General features: G+C 60.4%; 13 protein-coding genes. 6 read left to right on the forward strand and 7 right to left on the reverse strand.

What is annotated here, in order from left to right:
- Nucleotides 1-18: 18 nt before the first annotated feature.
- The 7 genes from ACIPZF_RS19840 to ACIPZF_RS19870 form a co-directional block, all read right to left on the reverse strand.
- A complete protein-coding gene (locus ACIPZF_RS19840) occupies nt 19-1,137 on the reverse strand; it encodes a glycosyltransferase (RefSeq protein ID WP_400802327.1) in 1,119 nt (372 codons plus the stop codon).
- Nucleotides 1,134-2,279 carry a glycosyltransferase family 4 protein gene (locus ACIPZF_RS19845; protein ID WP_400802328.1) on the reverse strand — a complete coding sequence of 382 codons (1,146 nt, stop codon included), beginning with the start codon at nt 2,277-2,279 and terminating at the stop codon, nt 1,134-1,136. Before ACIPZF_RS19845 ends, ACIPZF_RS19840 begins: the two co-directional genes overlap by 4 nt.
- The gene (locus ACIPZF_RS19850) at nt 2,276-3,172 is read right to left on the reverse strand and encodes a GDP-mannose 4,6-dehydratase (RefSeq protein WP_400802330.1); all 897 of its coding nucleotides are present in this window, start codon (nt 3,170-3,172) and stop codon (nt 2,276-2,278) included. The genes ACIPZF_RS19845 and ACIPZF_RS19850 overlap by 4 nt, the downstream gene beginning before the upstream one ends.
- A complete protein-coding gene (gene gmd, locus ACIPZF_RS19855; protein WP_400802332.1) occupies nt 3,172-4,203 on the reverse strand; it encodes a GDP-mannose 4,6-dehydratase in 1,032 nt (343 codons plus the stop codon). Before gmd ends, ACIPZF_RS19850 begins: the two co-directional genes overlap by 1 nt.
- Before the next feature lie 309 nt (nt 4,204-4,512).
- Nucleotides 4,513-5,880 (reverse strand): TolC family outer membrane protein, encoded by a 1,368-nt coding sequence (locus ACIPZF_RS19860; RefSeq protein WP_400802501.1) that lies wholly within the window; start codon nt 5,878-5,880, stop codon nt 4,513-4,515.
- Nucleotides 5,881-5,915: 35 nt separating this feature from the next.
- Nucleotides 5,916-7,241 (reverse strand): HlyD family type I secretion periplasmic adaptor subunit, encoded by a 1,326-nt coding sequence (locus tag ACIPZF_RS19865; protein WP_400802334.1) that lies wholly within the window; start codon nt 7,239-7,241, stop codon nt 5,916-5,918.
- Nucleotides 7,242-7,253: 12 nt separating this feature from the next.
- Nucleotides 7,254-9,065 carry a type I secretion system permease/ATPase gene (locus ACIPZF_RS19870; protein WP_400802335.1) on the reverse strand — a complete coding sequence of 604 codons (1,812 nt, stop codon included), beginning with the start codon at nt 9,063-9,065 and terminating at the stop codon, nt 7,254-7,256.
- A gap of 590 nt (nt 9,066-9,655) precedes the next feature.
- Here ACIPZF_RS19870 and ACIPZF_RS19875 point away from each other — a divergent pair.
- From ACIPZF_RS19875 to ACIPZF_RS19900, 6 genes are all read left to right on the forward strand, one after another.
- Nucleotides 9,656-10,537: a hypothetical protein gene (locus ACIPZF_RS19875; RefSeq protein WP_400802503.1), complete on the forward strand. Its 882-nt coding sequence runs from the start codon at nt 9,656-9,658 to the stop codon at nt 10,535-10,537.
- 17 nt (nt 10,538-10,554) lie between these two features.
- Nucleotides 10,555-11,955 (forward strand): DUF4214 domain-containing protein, encoded by a 1,401-nt coding sequence (locus ACIPZF_RS19880; protein WP_400802337.1) that lies wholly within the window; start codon nt 10,555-10,557, stop codon nt 11,953-11,955.
- 143 nt (nt 11,956-12,098) lie between these two features.
- On the forward strand, nt 12,099-14,558 hold the full coding sequence (locus ACIPZF_RS19885; RefSeq protein ID WP_400802338.1) for a glycosyltransferase family 2 protein: 2,460 nt from the start codon (nt 12,099-12,101) through the stop codon (nt 14,556-14,558).
- On the forward strand, nt 14,558-17,014 hold the full coding sequence (locus ACIPZF_RS19890; protein ID WP_400802340.1) for a glycosyltransferase: 2,457 nt from the start codon (nt 14,558-14,560) through the stop codon (nt 17,012-17,014). Before ACIPZF_RS19885 ends, ACIPZF_RS19890 begins: the two co-directional genes overlap by 1 nt.
- The gene (gene galE / locus ACIPZF_RS19895; protein WP_400802341.1) at nt 17,011-18,054 is read left to right on the forward strand and encodes a UDP-glucose 4-epimerase GalE; all 1,044 of its coding nucleotides are present in this window, start codon (nt 17,011-17,013) and stop codon (nt 18,052-18,054) included. The genes ACIPZF_RS19890 and galE overlap by 4 nt, the downstream gene beginning before the upstream one ends.
- 22 nt (nt 18,055-18,076) lie before the next feature.
- A complete protein-coding gene (locus ACIPZF_RS19900; protein ID WP_400802343.1) occupies nt 18,077-19,861 on the forward strand; it encodes a glycosyltransferase family 2 protein in 1,785 nt (594 codons plus the stop codon).
- Nucleotide 19,862: the final 1 nt, after the last annotated feature.

Here is a 19,862-nt window from a genome sequence, read left to right on the forward strand (position 1 = left end):
GATTGGCACCCAGAGGCATTACTTGCCTTGCAGCAGGCTTCGGTACAGCTCGGCGTACGAAGCGGCCATCGCCGGCGCGGTAAACACCGCCTCGAAGCGCTGCAAGGCTGCGGCGCCCATGGCCTGCGCCAAACCGGGCTCGTCCCACAAGCGTTGCATGGCCCGCGCCAGCGCCGGCCCATCGCGAGGCGGCACCACCAGCCCGGTCTGGTCGGCCAGGTTGATGAAGGTGGTACCCGAGCCCATTTCACAGGAAATCAGCGGCTTGCCGTACATGGCCGCCTCCAGCAGCGAGATACCAAACGACTCGGAACGCAGGTGCGACGGGAACACGAAGCCGTAGCACAACTCCAGCAGCGCCGCTTTATCTTCATCCGGCAGGCCGCCGAGGAAATGCACATGGCCAAGGCCCAGGTCGGCAGCTTGCTGTTTCAACTGCGCCTCGAGAAAGCCGCCACCCATGATCACCACAGGCAAGCCGTTGAGCTTTGCCGCCTGCAGCAGGTAGTCCAAGCCCTTGTAGTAGCGCAACGCACCGACGAACAGGAAGAACCGCTCGCCCAGCCGCTCACGCCAATACGCCAGCTTTTGCGCGGACGCTTTGGGGTAAGTCGACCGGTCAAGGCCATAGGGAATGATCGAGACCTTGTCTTTGAAGTGCGTCAATACCGGGCTGTGGGCGGCATAGTTGGGCGAAGACGCTACAACGCTGTCGACACTGGAGAAAAACCGGTTCATCAACGGCTGATAGAGCTTGAGCAGCCACTTCTGCTTGACGATATCCGAGTGGTAGCTCACCACGGTCGGTTTGTTCAGCCTCGCGATGAAGTGCACCAGGTCCATGTACGGCCAGGGGAAATGGTAATGCACGATGTCCGCTTGCCTGGCAAGTTCGGTGAAGTCCTTCAGCGCCGACAGCGAAAACCCGGTGGAGGCGACGTGCAGATCCAGCTTGGCACGGTGGGTCAGGTGGTTGGCCACCGGCTCGTTGCGCGCCGCACCACGAGGGCTGAGATAGAGCACTTGCGAATCGATGCCCTGAGCGCGGCCACCTTCGGCGATCTGGAAAATGACCTGTTCGATACCGCCCATGGAGTCGGGGTAGTAGGTCTTGAAAAAGTGCAGAACCTTGATCATCGCCCTTCCCTGACCTTCTGGTAAACCTCGAGGGTGGCTTGCGTGCAACGCTCCCACGAGAACCCGCTGGCGTGGCGCAGGCCCTGCACCACGGCCGCCGCACGCCAGGCCTCATCCTCGAGCCCCCGCTGCAGCAATGCGCTCAGGCCCTCGACATCATCAGGCGCGCACATCAAGGCGGCTTCGCCTGCCACTTCCGGCAGCGACGAGCTGTTGGAGCACACGACCGGCACCCCGGAACTCATGGCTTCGAGCACGGGCAAACCAAACCCTTCGTAATGCGATGGGAAGGTGAACAGCCTCGCCCCGGCGAACAGCAACGGCAGGTCTTCGCTGGCCGCGAAACCCAGGTAGCGTGCCCATCCTTGCTGTTGCGCCTGGGCAATGCGTGCGTGGATCGCCTCGCTCCGCCAGCCATGGTAGCCGGTGAGAATCAGCGGCCAGCGCTGACGCAGCGGGAGCGGCAGCCGGCTGTACGCATCCAGCAAGGTTTCGATGTTCTTGCGCGGCTCGATGGTGCCCACGAACAGGCTGTAACCACCGGGCTGCAGCCCGTGACGCGCGAGTGTTTCGCGCAGCAGATCAGGGCTGCGTGGGTAAAACTCAGGCGAACTGGCCAACGGCACGGCATGAATCCGCTCGATGGGCCAGGCGAAGTAATCGGCCAGCTCCTGGCGGGTGTAATGCGAGTCGGTGATCAAGGCATCGGCCCGCTCCAGCGTGAGCTTCAGCTCTTTTTGCAGATAACGCGCGATTTGCGGCGCATGGCAATGGGCCCAGGTGAACGGCGACAAATCATGGAAGGTCGCCACGCTGCGGCCGGCGAACGGCGGCAGGTAATAGTTCGGGCTGTGGTAAAGATAGTCCTCGCAGCCGCGCAGTGCGCGCTTGCGCAGGTAGGGCATCAGCCGCCGATAGGCTTCGACGGCCAAGGCGTTCTTCTGCACCACACGCTTGAAGCCGTGAACCGCATCGGACTGATCGGATGGCTTGGGCAACGCCGGCAGGAAGCGCCGGCCCGCGAACAGCCGCAGGTCGGTAACTTCGCTACTCTGTTGCAGCCGTGAAGCCAGCTCGTAGGTATAGCGCCCTATGCCGGTCAGCGGGAAGCGGATCGGCTCGACAGAAAGAATGAGCTTCATTTACCAGCAAGCATCCAACCCAAGGTTTCATCCAGCGATGGGGTTTGCCAGCCCGGCACCAGCTTGCGCAGCAGCGCATTGTCGCCACACAGGGTTTTCACCTCGTTGGCGCGCACGAATGCAGGGTTGACCTGCACGTCGATCGAATGGCCGGTAATGGCCGAACATTTGGCAATGACTTCGCGCAACGAATGGGTGTGCCCGGAACTGACGTTCACCGTCTGCCCCAGCGGGCGCGCTTCGATCAGACCGCGATAAGCCTGGACCACCGCACGCACGTCACTGAAGTCGCGCCAGACGTCGAGGTTGCCCAACTCGATGGTTTCGGCCTGGCGGCGGAAATGCGAAACGATCTTGGGCAGCAGGAAGTTTTCTGCCTGCCCGACACCGGTGTAATTGAAGGGACGCGTGATGACGATCGGCAGGCGGTCGAACCACAGCCGGGCCATGTATTCCATGGCCAGCTTGCTGACTGCGTAATCATTGGCCGGTGCGGGCAACGTCTGCTCGTCCAGCATCCCTTCGGAAACATTGCCATACACATTGGCACTGCTGGCAATCAACACGCAATCAGGTGTCTTGCCACAGGCTGCGATGGCTTCGAGCAGGTTGCGCGTGCCCACCAGATTGACCTGGTAGAACGCATCGGCAGCCCCATGCCCGACAAACGCAATGGCAGCCAGATGCACGATGACATCCGGCTGCACTTCGGCCAGCAATGCGCGCACACCCGGGCCGTCGGTGAGATCGACCTGGTAGTAGTCCGGGGCATCCAGCGCCTGGCTGCCCGTACCGACCACTTCATAGCCACTGGCTCGCAACTCGGCCGCCATGTAGCGGCCGGTGAAACCCTGGATCCCTGTGATGAGTGCGCGTTTGCTGGCCATTTGCATCAGAACGAGAACCCTTTTTCGTTACGACGCAAGTCGGCTTCGACCATCATGCGGCACAGCTCTTCGAGGCTGGTTTTTGGCTCCCAACCCAGTACTTCCTTGGCCTTGACCGGGTTGCCGATCAGCAGCTCCACTTCGGCCGGGCGGTAGAATTTCGGGTTGATCACAACCAGAACCTTGCCGGTGGCGGCGCAGGTGCCCTGCTCTGCCTCGTCCTTGCCGCTCCATTGGATTTCGATGCCTACGGCCTTGAAGGCCATGGTAACGAAGTCACGTACGGTTTCAGTACGGTTGGTGGCCAGCACGAAGGTATCCGGCTCGTCAGCCTGCAGCATGCGCCACATGCCTTCGACGTACTCCTTGGCGAAGCCCCAGTCGCGCTTGGCGTCGAGGTTGCCCAGTTCGAGCTTGTCGAGCAGGCCGAGTTTGATCTTGGCCACCGAGTCGGTGATCTTGCGGGTCACGAACTCACGGCCGCGCAGTGGCGACTCGTGGTTGAACAGGATGCCGCTGGTGGCGAAGATGTTGTACGACTCACGGTAGTTGATGGTCATCCAGTGAGCGTACAGCTTGGCCACGCCGTAAGGGCTGCGCGGGTAGAACGGGGTGGTTTCGACCTGCGGAATTTCCTGGACCTTGCCGAACATCTCCGAGGTGGACGCCTGGTAGAAGCGCACTTTCGGGTTGACGATACGGATGGCTTCGAGCAGGTTCACCGCGCCCAGGCCGGTGATTTCGGCGGTGGTCAGCGGCTGTTCGAACGACACGCCAACGAAGCTTTGCGCCGCGAGGTTGTAGACCTCGGTGGCTTCGGTGGTTTGCAGCAGGCGAATGCTGGCGGACAGGTCGGTCAGGTCGTACTCGACCAGGTGCAGGTTGGGGTTGGTGTGGATCCCCAGTTCCTCAATGCGCCAGAAGTTGACCGAGCTGGTGCGACGATAGGTGCCATAGACCGTATAGCCCTTCTCCAGCAGCAGTTCCGCCAGGTAGGCGCCGTCTTGACCAGTGATCCCAGTGACGATTGCTTTCATGCGACTTAACCAACTCCGATAGTGCCGTGCGGGCATGTGTGATGATGAGACCGGCGCGGGCGATTCCTGCCGCGCGCTCTGGGGTTCGAAGACGGAGTATACATCTGTTGCCCGGTCTGCTCGACTCTGAAAAAAGCCCGGAAGAACACTGGCAGAAACTACCCTTTGGCAAGATCAGGGCAACCTCATACCTGGCACCTTTTGACAGGCGCCGTAGGATAAGTTCGGAAGGCGAGCGAATCCAGAACTTACATCGTAGGAAGCTTCTGAATCTACCCGCCCCTTTACGAGATCCTATCCCGGAGATGCTCAGCGACTGGCGTCAAGCCGTGCCACGTCACCACCCGGCAGGCTCTTCTCGGGCACTGGGCTGAGCCACACGTTGACACTGTCGACACTGTCCTGATTCAACTCCCCAGCCCAGCGATTGAGCAGGAACAGGTTGGTAATGAAGTCATACTGCGACTTCAACAGGTCGCGCCGGGCCTTGAACTCGTTCTGTACACTGGTCAGCACGTCCACCGCATTGACCACGCCATAGCTGAACGCCTTCTGCGAGGCCTCGCTGGACTTCTGGGCCGAGGACAGCGCGTTGCGGTTGGCACGGATCTTCTCGACGCTGGACTGGGCAGTGAGGTACGCCGTGGTGGTTTCTTTCACCACCTGGCGGCGGATGCCTTCCAACTGTTCTTCAGCCGCCAGTTGCTCATCGTAAAGGCCGCGTACCCGCGCGGAGGTGGAGCCGCCGCTGTAGATGGGCACGCGCACCCCGAAGGTGGCGACATAGCTGTCGCTGCGGGGCGCCTGGGTGTTGTCGTAGCCCTGGTCGCTCTGCTGCGCACTCAAACTCAAGGTCAGCTGCGGGTAATGCTCGCCCTTGCCTTCTCGCACCGCTGCGTTGGCAGCTTCGGCACCGCTCTGGTACGACTTGAGCAAGGGGTTGGTTTCGATCGCCTGGCTGATCCAGCTCTGCAGCGGCCGCGTCGGGGCCTGCAACGCGACATCATTGCGCACCCGGCTCAGCGGTTCGTTGATCGGCCGCCCGACGATCTCGGCCAACGCCTCGCGGCTGACCTGCACCTGATTGCGCGCGTCGACCTCCTGCGCCGCCAGGGCATCGACACGCGCCTGCATGTCGAGCTTGTCGGTGATCTTGGCCATCTGCCGGTCGAACATCATGCTGACCCGGTCGAGGTTCAATTGCGTGGCGCGGCGCTCAGCCTGCACCAGGGCCAACTCATCGTCCGCAGCCAGGGCGACGAAATAACGCTTGGCCAGGTCGACGGTCGCTTCGGCCAGGGTATCTTCAGCCTGCTGCCCCTTCTGGTCCTTGACGCTCTTGGATTTCTGGTAACGTTCCCAGGCCGGCTTGTTGTACAGGTACTGGGTCAGGCTGAGCGAGTAGGTTTCGTTGTTATAGAGGTCACGGGTGGTTTCATTCTTGCGCAGCACGCGGCTGGAGTTGGCGTTGGCCGACACCTGCGGCAGCAAGCCACCGAGGGCTTCACGTTGCTGTTCTGCCGCAGAACGCGCGCGGGCGTAGGCCGTGAGCACGCGCGGGTCCTCAAGACGGGCTTCGCGATACAGGCCGGCAAGGTCCAGCGCGTAGGTCGAGGCAGCGACAGCCCGTGGCGCTTCGCTTCGAGACTCGACAGCCATCGCCTGCCAGGCGGTCATGCACATCAATACACCGGGTAGCAAACGCAGCACAATCATTCCTCGATCAGCGATTCGGCAAACATGTTGCGCGCCGGTTTCAGCAGGTACTGCAACATCGTGCGGTCACCTGCGTTGATCAGGACCTCGGCTGGCATGCCGGGTTGCAGCTTGCGGTTGCCGAGTTTTTTCATGCCGTCTTCGGTGACCTTGACCCGCACCAGGTAGTAGGCGTCACCGCTACGCTCTTCGGTCAGGCTGTCGGCAGAGATACGGGTCAGCTTGCCTTCGATGACCGGCGTCGTGGCCTGGTTGAAGGCGCTGAAACGAATGTCGGCAGTCTTGCCCAGCTCCAACCGGTCGATGTCCTTGGGTGCCACCTTGGCCTCGACCACCAGCTCCGATGACGCCGGCACGATATCCAGCAGCGGTGTTGCCGCGCTGACCACACCCCCGATGGTGTGCACCTTCATGTCCAGCACCATGCCGCTCTCTGGCGCACGGATCACCACGCGCGACAGGCGATCACGCAAGGCCGCTTCCTTTTCCTGCAGGTCGAAAACCTGTGCCTGGACATCGGAGAGCTCTTTGGCCACATCGGCGTCGAACTTCTTTTCCAGCTGCACGATCTGCAATTCGGTCTCGCCGATCTGCAGCTTGGTCTTGGTAATGGTCGACTCGTGGTCCGCCACTTCCGTCTTGAGCATGTCGAGCCTGCGCTCCTGCTCAAGCAGGCGCTGGTTATCGACGAAGCCCTCGGCCAACAGCTCCCTGAGCTGCTTGATCTCACCGGAATAGGACTTCTCCAGATTACGCTTGGTGCGGATCATGTCGTTGAGGCCGACGATCTGCTGCTTCATCTGCTCGATGCGCTCGCGGTTGACCGAGATCTCGCCCTGCAGCGAATCGCGCCGCGCCTTGAACACCTGCTGCTCACCGGCCAGCGCCTCCAGGGCACGCTCCGAATCGGTACCATTCATGGTCACCGCCGGAATGGCCTGCATGCCATCGCGCTCCGCGCGCAGCCGCGCTTCTTTATAGCGGGCCACGATCAGCTGGTTGCGGGTGGACTCGTACTCGGAACTGAGCTGGGCCTCGTCCAGCACGATCAGCGGATCGCCCTGCTTTACCAGGTCACCGTCGCGGGCCAGCAGCTCCTTGACGATGCCGCCTTCAAGGTGCTGTACGGTCTTGCGGTAGTTCTGCACGGTGACGGTGCCGGAGCCGTGCACGGCATTGCTCAAAGGCGCAAACGCGGCCCAGGTGCCAAAGATGCCGAAGGTGACGAACACGATGGTCAGGCCGACGCGGCGAATACCGCGATCGGAGGTGGGCATGTCGTCGAAATTGTGGTCGAACGTGGTGATCGCTTTACTGCTCATCTGGAAATCCTTTCACGCGCCGGTGCTGGTCGTAATGACCGGCGCAGCGGCAGCCGCCGCGGGGGGAGCCGAAGGTGGAGCGACAGGTGCGGCCGCTGGCGGTTGCGGCGCGGCCGGCTGGGCGACGCGCTGCTGGGCTTTGGCCTGTTGCGCGGCCAGCTCGGCGATCACACGGTCACGTTCGCCGTACAACGACACCGTGCCGTTAGCCATCACCAGGATGCGGTCCAGCCGGGTGAGGATGTTCGGGCGGTGCGACACGATGAACACGGTGGCGCCGCTTTCCTTGAGTTTTTGCAGGGCTACGCCCAGCGCGCGTTCACCGACGTCATCCAGGTTGGAGTTGGGCTCGTCCAGCACGATCAGGCGCGGGCTGCCGTAGACAGCGCGGGCCAGGCCGATGCGCTGGCGCTGGCCGCCGGACAGGTTGACGCCGTCGCTGCCGATGACCGTGTCGTAGCCGTCGGGGAGCATCAGGATCATCTCATGCACGCCCGCCAATTGCGCGGCTTGCACGACCTTCTCCGGGTCGACCTTGTCGAACCGAGCGATGTTCTCGCTGATGCTGCCTTCGAACAGCTCGATGTCTTGCGGCAGATAACCCACGTAGGGGCCCAGGGCATGCTTGTCCCAGCTGGCGATGTCGGCACCATCCAGGCGCACCACGCCATGTTGCGCCGGCCAGATGCCCATCAAGGCGCGAACCAGTGTGGACTTGCCCGCGGCGCTGGGGCCGACGATACCGACGATGGAGCCGGCGGGAACCACGAAACTGATGCTGCGCAGGACGGGGGCCTTGGCACCCGGTGGCGCTACGATCAGGTTTTCTACCTGGATGTGACCTTGCGGAGCGGGTAGCGGCATGCGCTCTGGCTCTTTTTTGAGGTCGTCCATCACCTTGCTCAGGCGGTCGTACTGGACCTTGGCGGAAACGAAGCCTTTCCAGCTGCCGATCATCTGGTCGATCGGCGCCAGCGCCCGCCCCAGGAGCAGCGATCCAGCCATCAACAGGCCCGGATTGATCTCATGGGTAATCACCAGATAGGCGCCGATCGCCAACATGATCGACTGCGACCAGGTACGGAAAGTCTTGGAAGTCGAGCTGACGATGCCGCCTTTGTCGCTCGCCTCGGACTGCAGCAGCATGATGTTGCGCTGGCGCTTGGCCCAACGGTTCATCAGCGTTTCCAGCATGCCCATCGACTCGATGACTTCGGCATTGCGCAGGGTCTTGGTGGTGATGACATTGGAGGCGACGTTCTCTTTGTTCGCTGTAGCCAACGCGCTCCCGGTCACCCGGTGGTTAACCACAGCCAGGGCGGTGAGTACCACACCGCAGGCAAGTGTCATGAAACCGAACCAAGGGTGGAACAGGAACATTACCGCCGTGTAGATGGGGAACCACGGCGCATCGAAAAAGGCAAAAAGCCCCGGGCCTGTGAAGAACTGGCGCAGCGACGTCAGATCGTTCAGAGACTGCGCAGTGGCATCCGAGCCACCGCTGGTCAGGGCGCGCTTGAAGCTCGCCCGATACACATCGCGGCTCAGCATCACATCCAGACGGTTGCTGATACGCACCATGATGCGCGAGCGCACCCACTCCAACGCCCCCATGGTCGCGACCAGAACGGTCAGGATCAGGGTCAGCATCAGCAACGTGGAGGTGCTGCTGGAGGGTACGACGCGGCCAGACACCTGGATCATGAAGAAGGTGGGCACCAGCATCAGGGCATTGACGAAGAAGCTGAAGAAACCGACCGAAAGGAAGCTGCTTTTACAGGCTTTGAGGGCGGCGTGCAGGTTATTTTCGGGTAGAGAACTCATGGTATCCATACTGAGAAGTGCGAAAACGGCCGGCAGTGTAACACCCACTTGGTTGCACGGAGTGCTTGATTGCCCACATTGAAATGTAACGAGCCGACGAACTGTCGTTTAAACAACCTGTTTATGAAACATGACGATGCTAGTAACAGCTGACACCAAGGGCGCAGCAATACGTGCCAGCCGGTCGACAATCGCTAACTTACACAGCAAATTGCCATGATTCGACCATGAAACGCCATAAGCCCTGGTCAGGCGACGAAATGATCGGCGCAGAACCCGTAAAGGATAGAATATTGACGCCAATAAAATTTAACATCGCAAATCTTTGATTTTTATGACTTTTTTCAAAGATAGAACGGTCGTGCAAAATGGATCCTTATGCCCACATTGCACCCTGCGATCGCTACACAGAACGTTTGGTTCCCACAAAACGTGAAATTTTTTTTATCTTTGCTGGTTGACAACTTTTTCACATCCCTGCATCTTCGCCCTTCGCAGGGAGCCTCCAATGGCCGTTTAGTGCATGCACAGGTTTGAGCAAGTTAGCTGCCGGTGTTTCGATTTAAAAGGAGCTTAACAAGGCCATGTCTTTGCCTTCACACACCCTTGATGGCTTGAAAATAAGCTCTCGAGTTACGCTGCTCGAGCCAGGGATGTATATCTTTCGTTATGCCTCCCAGCCACCGGCCAACAAGCCGGTGTGCATTGCTTTACAACAAGCACCACTCGGCAAAGGCTCCATCGACTTCTTCCCCGCCGAAGGCGTCAGCAAGAACATGCTGAGCAAGCTCGGCGACACGATCGTCGCGCGCGTGAAAGCCGGTGTCACCACCGTGCTGATCACCGAATATCACATGTTCGACGACGTGATCGAACCCATCGACCTGCGCATTGACCGCATCGACACCTCGCCCGCCATCATGCGTACCTTCGCCGTGGTCGCGAACGCAGAGCCGGCACCCGCCATCGCCACCGAACAACCAGGGATGCCGGTAGCCATCACCGCCCACCTGCAGAACAGCGGTGAAGTGAGCTCCAGCGAGGGCTGGGTCGGCGCGCCCGACAGCGACGAATTCATTGAAGGTTTCGCCATCGAATGGGCAGACAAGCCCGCAGGCGTCGACCTGCTGTACACCTGCATGGTGGCCGGCTCCGGCCCCAGCCGTAATGTTTCCACTGGCACTTTCGTGGGTGCCCGAGGCCAAGGCCTGCCGCTGATCTGCGCAGGCTTCAGCCTGGTCGGCCCGCACCGCAAAGGCTACGAATTGACAGGCCACATCGTGTTCGGCAACGCCGAGCCGCAACGCCTGGTCGCCAATCAGATGATGCATGGCCCCACCGGCACCGAGCCGCTGGTGGCGCTGCATATCGCCATTACTCCCGTTACGAAGATGAACGCTGCCCGCTCTAAGTCTCCGTGGGAAAACTCTGCGTTTCAGCAGAACCTCAGTGCAACAAGCCAGTTGGCTTGAAGTAACAGGAATGAATGATGCAATACGATAATCCCGTAGCGGAACTGCAAGAGCACCTGACCAATTCCCAGCTGTCGACTGGCACCATCGATGCCATCACCTCGCTGCTGGGCCTGGACGCTGAAGGCGCAACCGTCAACGTTGCCACCTTCGACGGCGTGAATCTGGTACTGCCAGAAAGCGGCACTGCGAACGTGGTCACCGGCGTGGTCGTGGGCGCGAAGAACGATCAGGTTACTGTTGATCTGACCAAAGCGGTCAATGCTGGCGCCAACACCTTCATCCTGGAAAGCGACGCCAACCTGGTCGTCAACGTTCCAACCCCGGCTGCCCAGGTTGCTGCCCGCGTGGCCGATACCACTGCCCAGGTCGATCAGCTGATCACCACTGGCGGCGGCGATGACGTGATCAACGTATCTGGCGATCAGAATGTCTACATCGACGCAGGTGCCGGCAACGACACCATCATCACCGGCAACGGCAACAACACCGTAGTCGCTGGCGAAGGCAACAACTTCGTGAAGACCGGTTCGGGCTCCGACACCGTCATCCTGAGCGGCAGCAACCACGCTGACGTGGTTGACACCGGCGCAGGCTTCGACGTTGTCCAGCTGGACGGTTCGCGTGATGACTACGACTTCGCTGTGGTCAACAACTCCACCGTGAACCTGACTGGCAACCAGACTGCCCTGATCAGCAACGCTGAGTTCCTGACCTTCGCCAACGGTGACACCGTTGCCCTGGCTCACAGCGAAGCCGAAGCAGTCGCGCTGCGCATGTACGAAGGCATCCTGGGCCGTAACGCCGATGCATTCGGCGCGAAGGGCTTTGTCGAAGCGGTCAACTCGGGTTCTACGCTGACCGATATCGCCGATACGTTCCTGAACTCGGCTGAGTTCGGCGATGCGGTCAAGGCTACCGACATCAACGAGCTGTACCAAGCCATGCTGGGTCGCAATGCCGACGACGCAGGCCTGGCAGGCTGGCAAGCAGTGCTGGCCAGCGGTGGCTCTCTGACTGACGTAGCCGCCGCTATCGCGCTGTCTGCCGAAGCGCAGGCCTTCGACCAGTCGAACGCCAACTTCGTTTCGAGCCTGTACAGCAACGTATTGGGTCGCGATGCAGATGATGCCGGCCTGCAAGGTTGGGTAAGCCTGCTGGTTAACGGCGCCAGCCGTGCAGACGTTGCCAACGGCATCGTCGGCTCGCTGGAAGCAGGCGACAAGTCTGACAGCGACTTCATCGACACGCTGTACCAGTCGGCCCTGGGTCGTGCTGCGGACGAAGCTGGCAAAGCTGGCTGGATGCAAGTGCTGGACAATGGCGGCACCCACGCCGAGGTCGCCCTGGGCATCGTTGGTTCCGCTGAAGCCGAAGGTCACATCGACAACGTCGTTGTGCTGCACGGCCAAGTGTAACTAGCCCTGCCGTAGCGAAGCGTATGCCCGGCCGCAAGGTCGGGTGTATGCAAAGGGGCGACTTCCGGGTCGCCCCTCTTTTTATTTTTTGTAGCCAAGCCAAGCTTATGTCCAGACTCCTCGACCATGGGCGAGAAACGCTCATGGACATTTTCCACCGCCACCGCCAGGCCAACGAGCCTGAACTGGCGGCCGCCGCACTCGAGCGCGCCATGCACACCGCCGACTACCGGCCGGAGGCACTGGTGTGGAAAGGCATCGCGGCGTTGCCGCAGACGCCCGAGCTGGCTTTTTTGTTTTTCAGCAATGCCGCCCAGGCCCTGCCCGAGCGCGCCGACATTCATGCCTTGATCGGCCGCAGCCTGTTGGCCCAGGGGCACAATGACCTCGCCTGTCGGTACTTGACCACCGCCTGGCGCAAGCAGCCCAACGAACCCGCGATCCGGATGACCCTGTGGCAGGCCCGCAACCTGGCGCAGACGCCTGCCGAGCTGCGCAGGATGATCCTTGCCTACCTGCCGGAAATCGCCTCCGGCAAAGAGCTGGCCCTGCTGCTCAAGCTGCTGGCCGCGCAACCCGACGCCCCCCGCACGGTCGGTGTAATGCGCTACGTCGAAGAACGCCGCGAAATCCACGGCTGGGCCATCGACCTGCGCAGCCTGCAAACGCCTGTTACCCTGCAACTGGAAGCTAATGGCGCCAAGGTCGCAACCAGTGCCAGCGCCCCACATCCGTTGCTGAGTGCCGCCGGCCTGCCGGCCACCCATGGTGGCATCCGTATCAGCGTACCCAACCCGACGGCCGCCGTGCACGTGCGCTTCGCCGACGGCACGCCGCTGCTCGGCAGCCCGGTGTACGCCATGCCAGCCTTGGTCCCCCCTGCGGCCGCAGGTGGTGGCGGCCTGGAGCAACCGGTCGACGTGCTGATCCCGGTCTACGATGGCCTGGAAGAAACCCTCGAGTGCATCAACAGCGCCCTCGAAGCCCGCAAGCTCAACCACACACCTCACCGCCTGGTGGTGGTCGATGATGCCTCGCCACAGCCCAAGCTGACCAAGGCGCTGAAGGTGCTGGCCGCCAAAGGCAAGATTACCCTGGTGCACAACGCCGTGAACCTCGGCTTCATCCGCACCATGAACCGCGCCATGGCCATGAGCCCGAACAAGGACGTGGTGTGGCTGAACGCCGACACCCGCGTGCACGGCGCCTGGCTCGACCGCCTGCGGCAGGTGGCCTACAGCGCTGACGACATTGCCTCGGTCACCCCGTTCACCAACAACGGCGAGCTGATGAGCTTCCCGCGCAGCCAGGTGTGCCATGACATGCCAAGCGCCAAGGCGCAGGCCGAACTGGATGAACTGGCCCGGCAAGTGAACAGCCCGCCGATGGAAATCGAAACCGGCTGCGGCTTTTGCCTGTACATCAAGCGCGCCGCCCTGGACCAGGTCGGCTACCTGGACGAAGTGCACCTTGCCCGTGGCTACGGCGAGGAAACCGACTGGTGCCTGCGAGCCCGCGAGCATGGATGGCGGCACATGGGTGCGCCCAACGTGTTCGTCGCGCACCAGGGCGGTATCTCGTTCGGCGCCGAAAAGATCATGCGCGTGGCGCATAACAACGCCATTTTGCGCCAGCGTTACCCGGACGCCTCGGCCCGATACAACGCCTTCACCCTGCGCGACCCGATCAAGCCGGCCCGCGATGCCCTGCAGCGTGCCCGCTTGGCAAAGCTGGCGGGCCTGCCGTTACCTGCACGCAGCGCTTGCTGGCCGGCACAGGCAGACAAGACCCTGTACCTGCACGATGGCTCGCACACTGACGCCGCGTTCAGCCTAGCCTGGCGCCAGGAAAGCCACCGCACCCTGGTAACCTTGCAAGCCCCTTTGCAGCCGCTACCGCTGCACCTGGACTTCGAATTGCCCGGCGACTTCGACGCGCTGCTCGACGCCCTGCGCCCGTTGCCCCTGAACGCCCTGGCGTTCGAACAGCTGGCGCGCTGCCCCGTGGCCCTGTGCGATGTACCCGCCCTGCTGGGCCTGCCCTACCGCATCACCTGCCGTGACGACCGCCTGTTGACCGCGGCCGGCGACTACGACTGGCAACGCTTCGCCCGCGAAGCCGCCAGCGTGCAACTGCCGTGGCACGCCCTGCAAAGCGCCCCGGCCGCTGCCAACTTGGCGCTGCCCACGGCGACTCGGCGCCAGCTCGAGGCAACCGAGGCACCTCGGGTACTGCTGATAGGCGATGCCCTGCACAGCCCCGCCATTGCCCAGCGCTGGCTGGCATTGGCCAGGCAGGTTACCCGCGAGCAACTGCCACTGGTGCTACTGGCCAAGGACGACACACCCTGGCTCAAAGCCCTGCAGGCGACCAACGCCGTGCACCGGCTACCGACACTACAGGGCTTCAGCCTTGCCGAGCGCGCCCGCGCCGCCGGCTGCGACGCCGTGCTCAGCCTGGATGACACCCCCGGCGCCGGCTGGCAAGCGCCACGCCTTGCCGACGAACTCGGCGTCGCGCTGTTCGCCAGCCCCAGGCCGGTCGCCACCGAAGCCGGCGCGCATGCGCTGGCCGCCCTTCCCTTTTCAGTAGGCCAAGCCTGATGACCCAAGATTTGCTGGAAAAGCCCCAGGCGGGCCAGCCCCCCGTTGCCCTGCATGCGTTCAAAGGCGCCATTCTGGGCCTGCACGGTGACGTGTTGCAGGGCTGGGCCATGGACACGGCGCAACCCGAACAACGCCCGGTGGTGGAAGTGTTCATCGATGGCGCCGGTGTCGCCCTGGCCCGCGCCGACCAATACGAGCCTCAGGCACCGACCGGTGACCAGTACCACGGTTTTACCGTGCAGTTGCGCCAGAGCTGGCTGGCCGAAGCGCGAGTGATCACTGCCCGCATTGCCAACCAGGCCTATGCCCTGGACGGCGATATCCTGTTGCCCGTCGCCCCCACCCAGGAAGCCGCGGCCATTGCCTCTCAGGTGTGGCACACCGGTGGCCTGCGCGTGGGCGGCTGGTCATGGGATCCACAAACCCCCCGCCGCCATGTGCAGGTGACCGTGCGCGAGGGCAATCAGGTCATCTGCACCGCCACCTGCAACGAACACAATCAGGCCCTGGCCTACCGCGACACCAGCGACCACGGCTTTGCCATCGACCTGCCCTGGGCACTGGCCGACGGCAAGGTGCACATTCTGGACATCGTCAATGACCTCGGCCAACCGCTGGCCGGCAGCCCAATCCGCCTGTGCTGCTGGCCGGAGGGCGTGGAAGGCCTGCTGCGCAAGCTCGACCCGGCGCACGACACCGCCACCGTGGCGCTGCTCACCGAGGTGGCCAAAGAACAGAACCTGCGCCTGCCCAAGAGCGTAGGCTGGCAGCATTATCCGCAATGGTTTGATGCTTTCCAGCGCCTGGAGGGCCTGGAGCGCCCGCCCCTGCACGGCAAGCTCGGTCTGCTGCTGATCAGCGAGGGTGACAGCGCACTGGAGCAAGCCAGCCTGGCGAGCCTGGGTGAGGACCGAGCGCACCTGCATCGAACAGCCACAGCAACACCGGCTGACCTGCATGAGGCGTTGCAGCAATTGCTGGCGGCCGGCTGTGATCGCATTCTGCCGATGATGGCCGGTGACCGCTTGGCGCCGTTGGCGTTGCCACACCTCAGCGCGCTGCTGGATGACGGCAGTGCCTGGGCATTTGCCGACTGTGACCGCGATGGGCCTAATGGCGAGCGCAGTTTGCCGTGGCTGAAGCCGGTGTGGGATATCGACCTGTTCATTGGTGCGGATATCTTCACGCCTGGCGCTATCTACGGGGGAGGCATCGTCAAGCAGGCCCTGACACTGCTGGCAGCGCGCAGCGAGCAACCTGCCGTCAGTTGGTATGACTTCACCGCGGCCATCGCACTGGCCACGCAAAACGCCGAAGCCAGCGTCGTCCACTTGCCGCGCGTGCTGTATCACCGCGCCAGCCCATCGCCCGCCAGCCCGGAGCAGGCAGCACCCTCGCCACAACGGCTGCAGGCCATTGAGTGGTTGAGCAACGCGTTGGCACCCGGCGCAACAGTTAGTCGTGTAGCCGATTACCCAGCTCTGCTCAGGGCACACTGGCCGCTGCCCGAGCAGCTGCCTCGCGTGAGCCTGATCGTACCCACGAGGGACCAGTACAAGCTGCTGCACGCGTGTGTCGAAGGCCTGCTGAACAACACCGATTACCCGGACATGGAAATAATCGTAGTCGACAACCAGTCCAGCGATCCCGAGACCTTGGCGTACTTCGAGAACATCAAGGATCGGGGCGTGACCGTTTTGGAGCACCCTTACCCGTTCAACTATTCGACGATCAACAATCACGCCGCGAGCATTGCCACGGGTGAAGTGATCGGGCTGGTCAACAACGATATCGAGATTATCCAGGGTGGCTGGCTCAAGGAGATGGTCGCACAGCTTCACCGCCCAGGCGTTGGTGCAGTGGGTGCGAAGCTGCTATGGCCAAATCGCATGGTGCAACATGGTGGCGTGGTGGTAGGTATCAACGGACTGGCAGCGCATGCCGGAAACAATCTCGAACAGCGCGATGCTGGCTACATGGGGATAAATCAGATCACCCGCAGGCAAAGCGCCGTGACAGCAGCGTGCATGTTGTTACGCAAATCAGTGTTTGATGGCGTCAGTGGCCTCGATGAACACGCATTTCCGGTAGCTTTCAATGATGTGGACTTGTGCTTGCGGATTCAGCAGCAAGGCATGCACATGATCTGGACCGCGTTCGCGGAGCTTATTCATGCGGAATCGGCTAGTCGAGGTAAAGACCAGACGCCGGAGAGGCGGGCCCGGGCAGAGCGAGAGCAGAAGGGATTTGTTGAACGATGGTTTGCCCGCGATATCTCTGACAACCACTATCATCCGGCGCTGAGCTCCGACTATCTTAGCGGCCCCTATGGCAGCCTGGCACTTCCACCTAGAGTGCAAAACAAGCTTGGGAGATCACAGGTGTTGCAAAAGCGCGGGACGCGAGTGCCCCCATCCGGAGTCGAGGGCTCTATCCAAAGGACTGAATCATGAAGAAAACCATTCTGGTAACCGGAGGCACTGGTTACATTGGCTCCCATGCGGTTCTGGCACTGCTGGAAAGCGGTAATGACGTTGTAGTGCTCGACAATCTCAGCAACAGCATGCCTACAGCGCTACTCCATATCGAAAAAATCTGCGGAAAGCGCCCTGAGTTCGTACAGGGCGAAATTGGCGACAGAGATTTGTTGGATAAGTTATTTAGCCAGTTCAGCATAGACTCGGTTTTCCATTTTGCAGGGCTCAAAGCCGTAGGCGAAAGCGTCAGAGAGCCCGGTAAGTATTACGAAAACAATGTAGCCGGCACCCTTACATTGCTCAAAGCCATGGCAAAGCATGGCGTTTATAATTTTGTATTCAGCTCTTCAGCGACCGTGTACGGCAACCCCTCGATCATGCCTATCAGCGAGCAGGCGGCGCTTGGCCGGCCGACCAATCCTTACGGTCGCAGCAAACTGATCATCGAAGACATGCTCAGGGATTTCAGCGATGCCGATGCGCGCTGGAACATTGCATTACTCCGCTATTTCAATCCGATTGGCGCCCATGAAAGCGGATTGCTTGGGGAGCACCCGCAGGGCATTCCAAACAACTTGCTACCTTATATAAGCCAAGTGGCAATCGGAACCCTACAAGAGCTGAAAGTATTTGGTAACGATCATCCGACCCCTGACGGCACGGGGATCAGGGACTATATCCACGTGGTCGATCTGGTAGATGGACATTTAAAAGCCTTGGCCTTCATATGCCAGCACAAGGGCTTGCACTTTTGGAACCTCGGCACTGGCACCGGATACAGCGTCCTAGAAATAATTGATTCATTCGAGCAGGTCACCGGGCAACCGATACCCTTTTCCATTGCGCCCCGTCGTGCCGGAGATGTAGCGGAGAGCTGGTCGGACCCGAGCAAAGCAAGGCGTGAGTTGAATTGGGTGGCGACACGCAATCTGCGAGACATGATCCGCGATACATGGCGCTGGCAAGTCAACTATCCTGCGGGCTATGCCAAGCCAGCGCCCGCTAAAACAGCATAATATTCACCTTAGGGAAAAACCAGTGAATACCAAAACCGTGTCACCTGAGCCCAATAGAACCAAACCCGCTACCAGCACGCCTGTCATGCTTCAGGATATTCGCTCGCACCCAATTGAGTTGAACTCAAAGGATGGCTTGAAAAAAGTCTTCATCAAACTGGATGAGGTCGAGCTACACAAGCAACGTATCCATTTGAGCCTCTGGTCCACGCAACCCGCGCTGCAATTCTGCTTGGCCACTGCGAGTCAAGCTATCTCATGCAAAGCTACTAATGTCACCCGTCCAGACGTAGAAGCCACACTTGATAGCGAGTCTAAGAAGCAAGTTTCGGGCTATCATCTCGCCGCAGAACTTCCGCATCCAGTGACAGAAGCGATATACCTCACTTTCAGTTTTGAGGGCACTCTCTACGCCTACAAACTCCCCTTCAAGAAGACTTCTGGATACGACTGCTCCCTCGCCGAACTGGCATTAGAAGATTCCACTCACTCGAAGGCCCACATTGACCTCTGTGGTGCGATTCCGGGCAAGGTGGGGGGATTGTCTGGGTGGAGCATCGCCAAACCGGGCGTAACCCTTTGGCTTGTAGATACCAAAGGCAATAAGAAAGATCTTGCGACCTGCCTGCGCTACCACCGGGATGACGTCGCAAAAATTTTTAGCAATGACTTTTCTTCGCAAATTAACTATGGTGGATTTGTCACTGACTGGCCATTTCCTCAAGAGTTGGGTGATCAGATTGGGATCATTGAAGAAAACGCCGGAAAATTTAAACTCATTGCGCTCAACCCTTGGGCCCCTGTTGCAGATGATCCTGTCAACTACGCGAAATTTTCGTTCTCGCTAGCCACCCCTGCTCAAGATTTCAACACCCGCCTCGACAATTGGGAAGGTGATGTGGTGAATTCACTGATTTTCGAGCGAAACCTTGAAAACCAGCGAAATGAACGTCCCGCGACGACTTGGCATTTCGGCAGTCGGGCAAGTGAAGAAATCAAAACTAGCGTCATTATTCCTCTGTATGGCCGCTGGGACTTCGTCGAACATCAACTGAGCGCGTTTGCCAAAGATCCTGCATTCGCCAAAGAAGTCGAGATCGTCTACGTCATTGACGACCCCGCGCTGATCAATGCCTTCGTCAACGAGGCGGAGTCGCTTTTCAAATTGTATCAAGTACCCTTCTCTATTATCTGGGGACATCGTAACAGAGGCTTCTCCGGCGCCAACAACCTAGGCGTGAAGCACTCTCACGGGGAAACACTGATCTTGCTGAACAGCGACGTATTCCCTCGTCATACTGGCTGGACAGAACAACTCACTCAGTGCCTTGCTGACAATCCCGACTACGGGATGATTGGTGCAAAACTGTTGTTCCCAGATGGAAGCATCCAACATTGCGGCATGCAGTTTATCTACTCGCAAAGTTGGAGTGTGTGGCTCAACAAACACCCATTGGCGGGCCTGGATCCATCGCTCGATACCGCACAAGGGCTGACTGAAAAGCCAGCTATCACAGGGGCATGCGTGGCGATCAAACGAAGCATTTATGAGCAGATCGACGGCCTTGATGAGGGCTATCTGATCGGCGACTTTGAAGACTCTGACCTATGCTTGAAAGTTCACGCGGAAGGTCTGAAAGTTGGATACCTACCCTCCGTGGTGCTGACACACCTTGAACGACAATCCTTCACGTTGCTCGGTGATGTTTCCTACAGGACTCTAGTAGTTAGATTCAATGCTTGGCGCCACACCAAGAAATGGGGCAAGCAAATTGAACAGATCATGAACAAGTTCGCGTCGGAGTAAA

Source organism: Pseudomonas sp. NPDC089752, from assembly GCF_044748725.1.
Lineage (GTDB): Bacteria > Pseudomonadota > Gammaproteobacteria > Pseudomonadales > Pseudomonadaceae > Aquipseudomonas.

Coding starts and splice junctions, on each gene's coding strand:
- ACIPZF_RS19840 (WP_400802327.1), bottom strand. CDS start 1,137: ATGATCAAGGTTCTGCACTTTTTCAAGACCTACTACCCCGACTCCATG.
- ACIPZF_RS19845 (WP_400802328.1), bottom strand. CDS start 2,279: ATGAAGCTCATTCTTTCTGTCGAGCCGATCCGCTTCCCGCTGACCGGC.
- ACIPZF_RS19850 (WP_400802330.1), bottom strand. CDS start 3,172: ATGCAAATGGCCAGCAAACGCGCACTCATCACAGGGATCCAGGGTTTC.
- gmd (WP_400802332.1), bottom strand. CDS start 4,203: ATGAAAGCAATCGTCACTGGGATCACTGGTCAAGACGGCGCCTACCTG.
- ACIPZF_RS19860 (WP_400802501.1), bottom strand. CDS start 5,880: ATGACCGCCTGGCAGGCGATGGCTGTCGAGTCTCGAAGCGAAGCGCCA.
- ACIPZF_RS19865 (WP_400802334.1), bottom strand. CDS start 7,241: ATGAGCAGTAAAGCGATCACCACGTTCGACCACAATTTCGACGACATG.
- ACIPZF_RS19870 (WP_400802335.1), bottom strand. CDS start 9,065: ATGAGTTCTCTACCCGAAAATAACCTGCACGCCGCCCTCAAAGCCTGT.
- ACIPZF_RS19880 (WP_400802337.1), top strand. CDS start 10,555: ATGCAATACGATAATCCCGTAGCGGAACTGCAAGAGCACCTGACCAAT.
- ACIPZF_RS19885 (WP_400802338.1), top strand. CDS start 12,099: ATGGACATTTTCCACCGCCACCGCCAGGCCAACGAGCCTGAACTGGCG.
- ACIPZF_RS19890 (WP_400802340.1), top strand. CDS start 14,558: ATGACCCAAGATTTGCTGGAAAAGCCCCAGGCGGGCCAGCCCCCCGTT.
- galE (WP_400802341.1), top strand. CDS start 17,011: ATGAAGAAAACCATTCTGGTAACCGGAGGCACTGGTTACATTGGCTCC.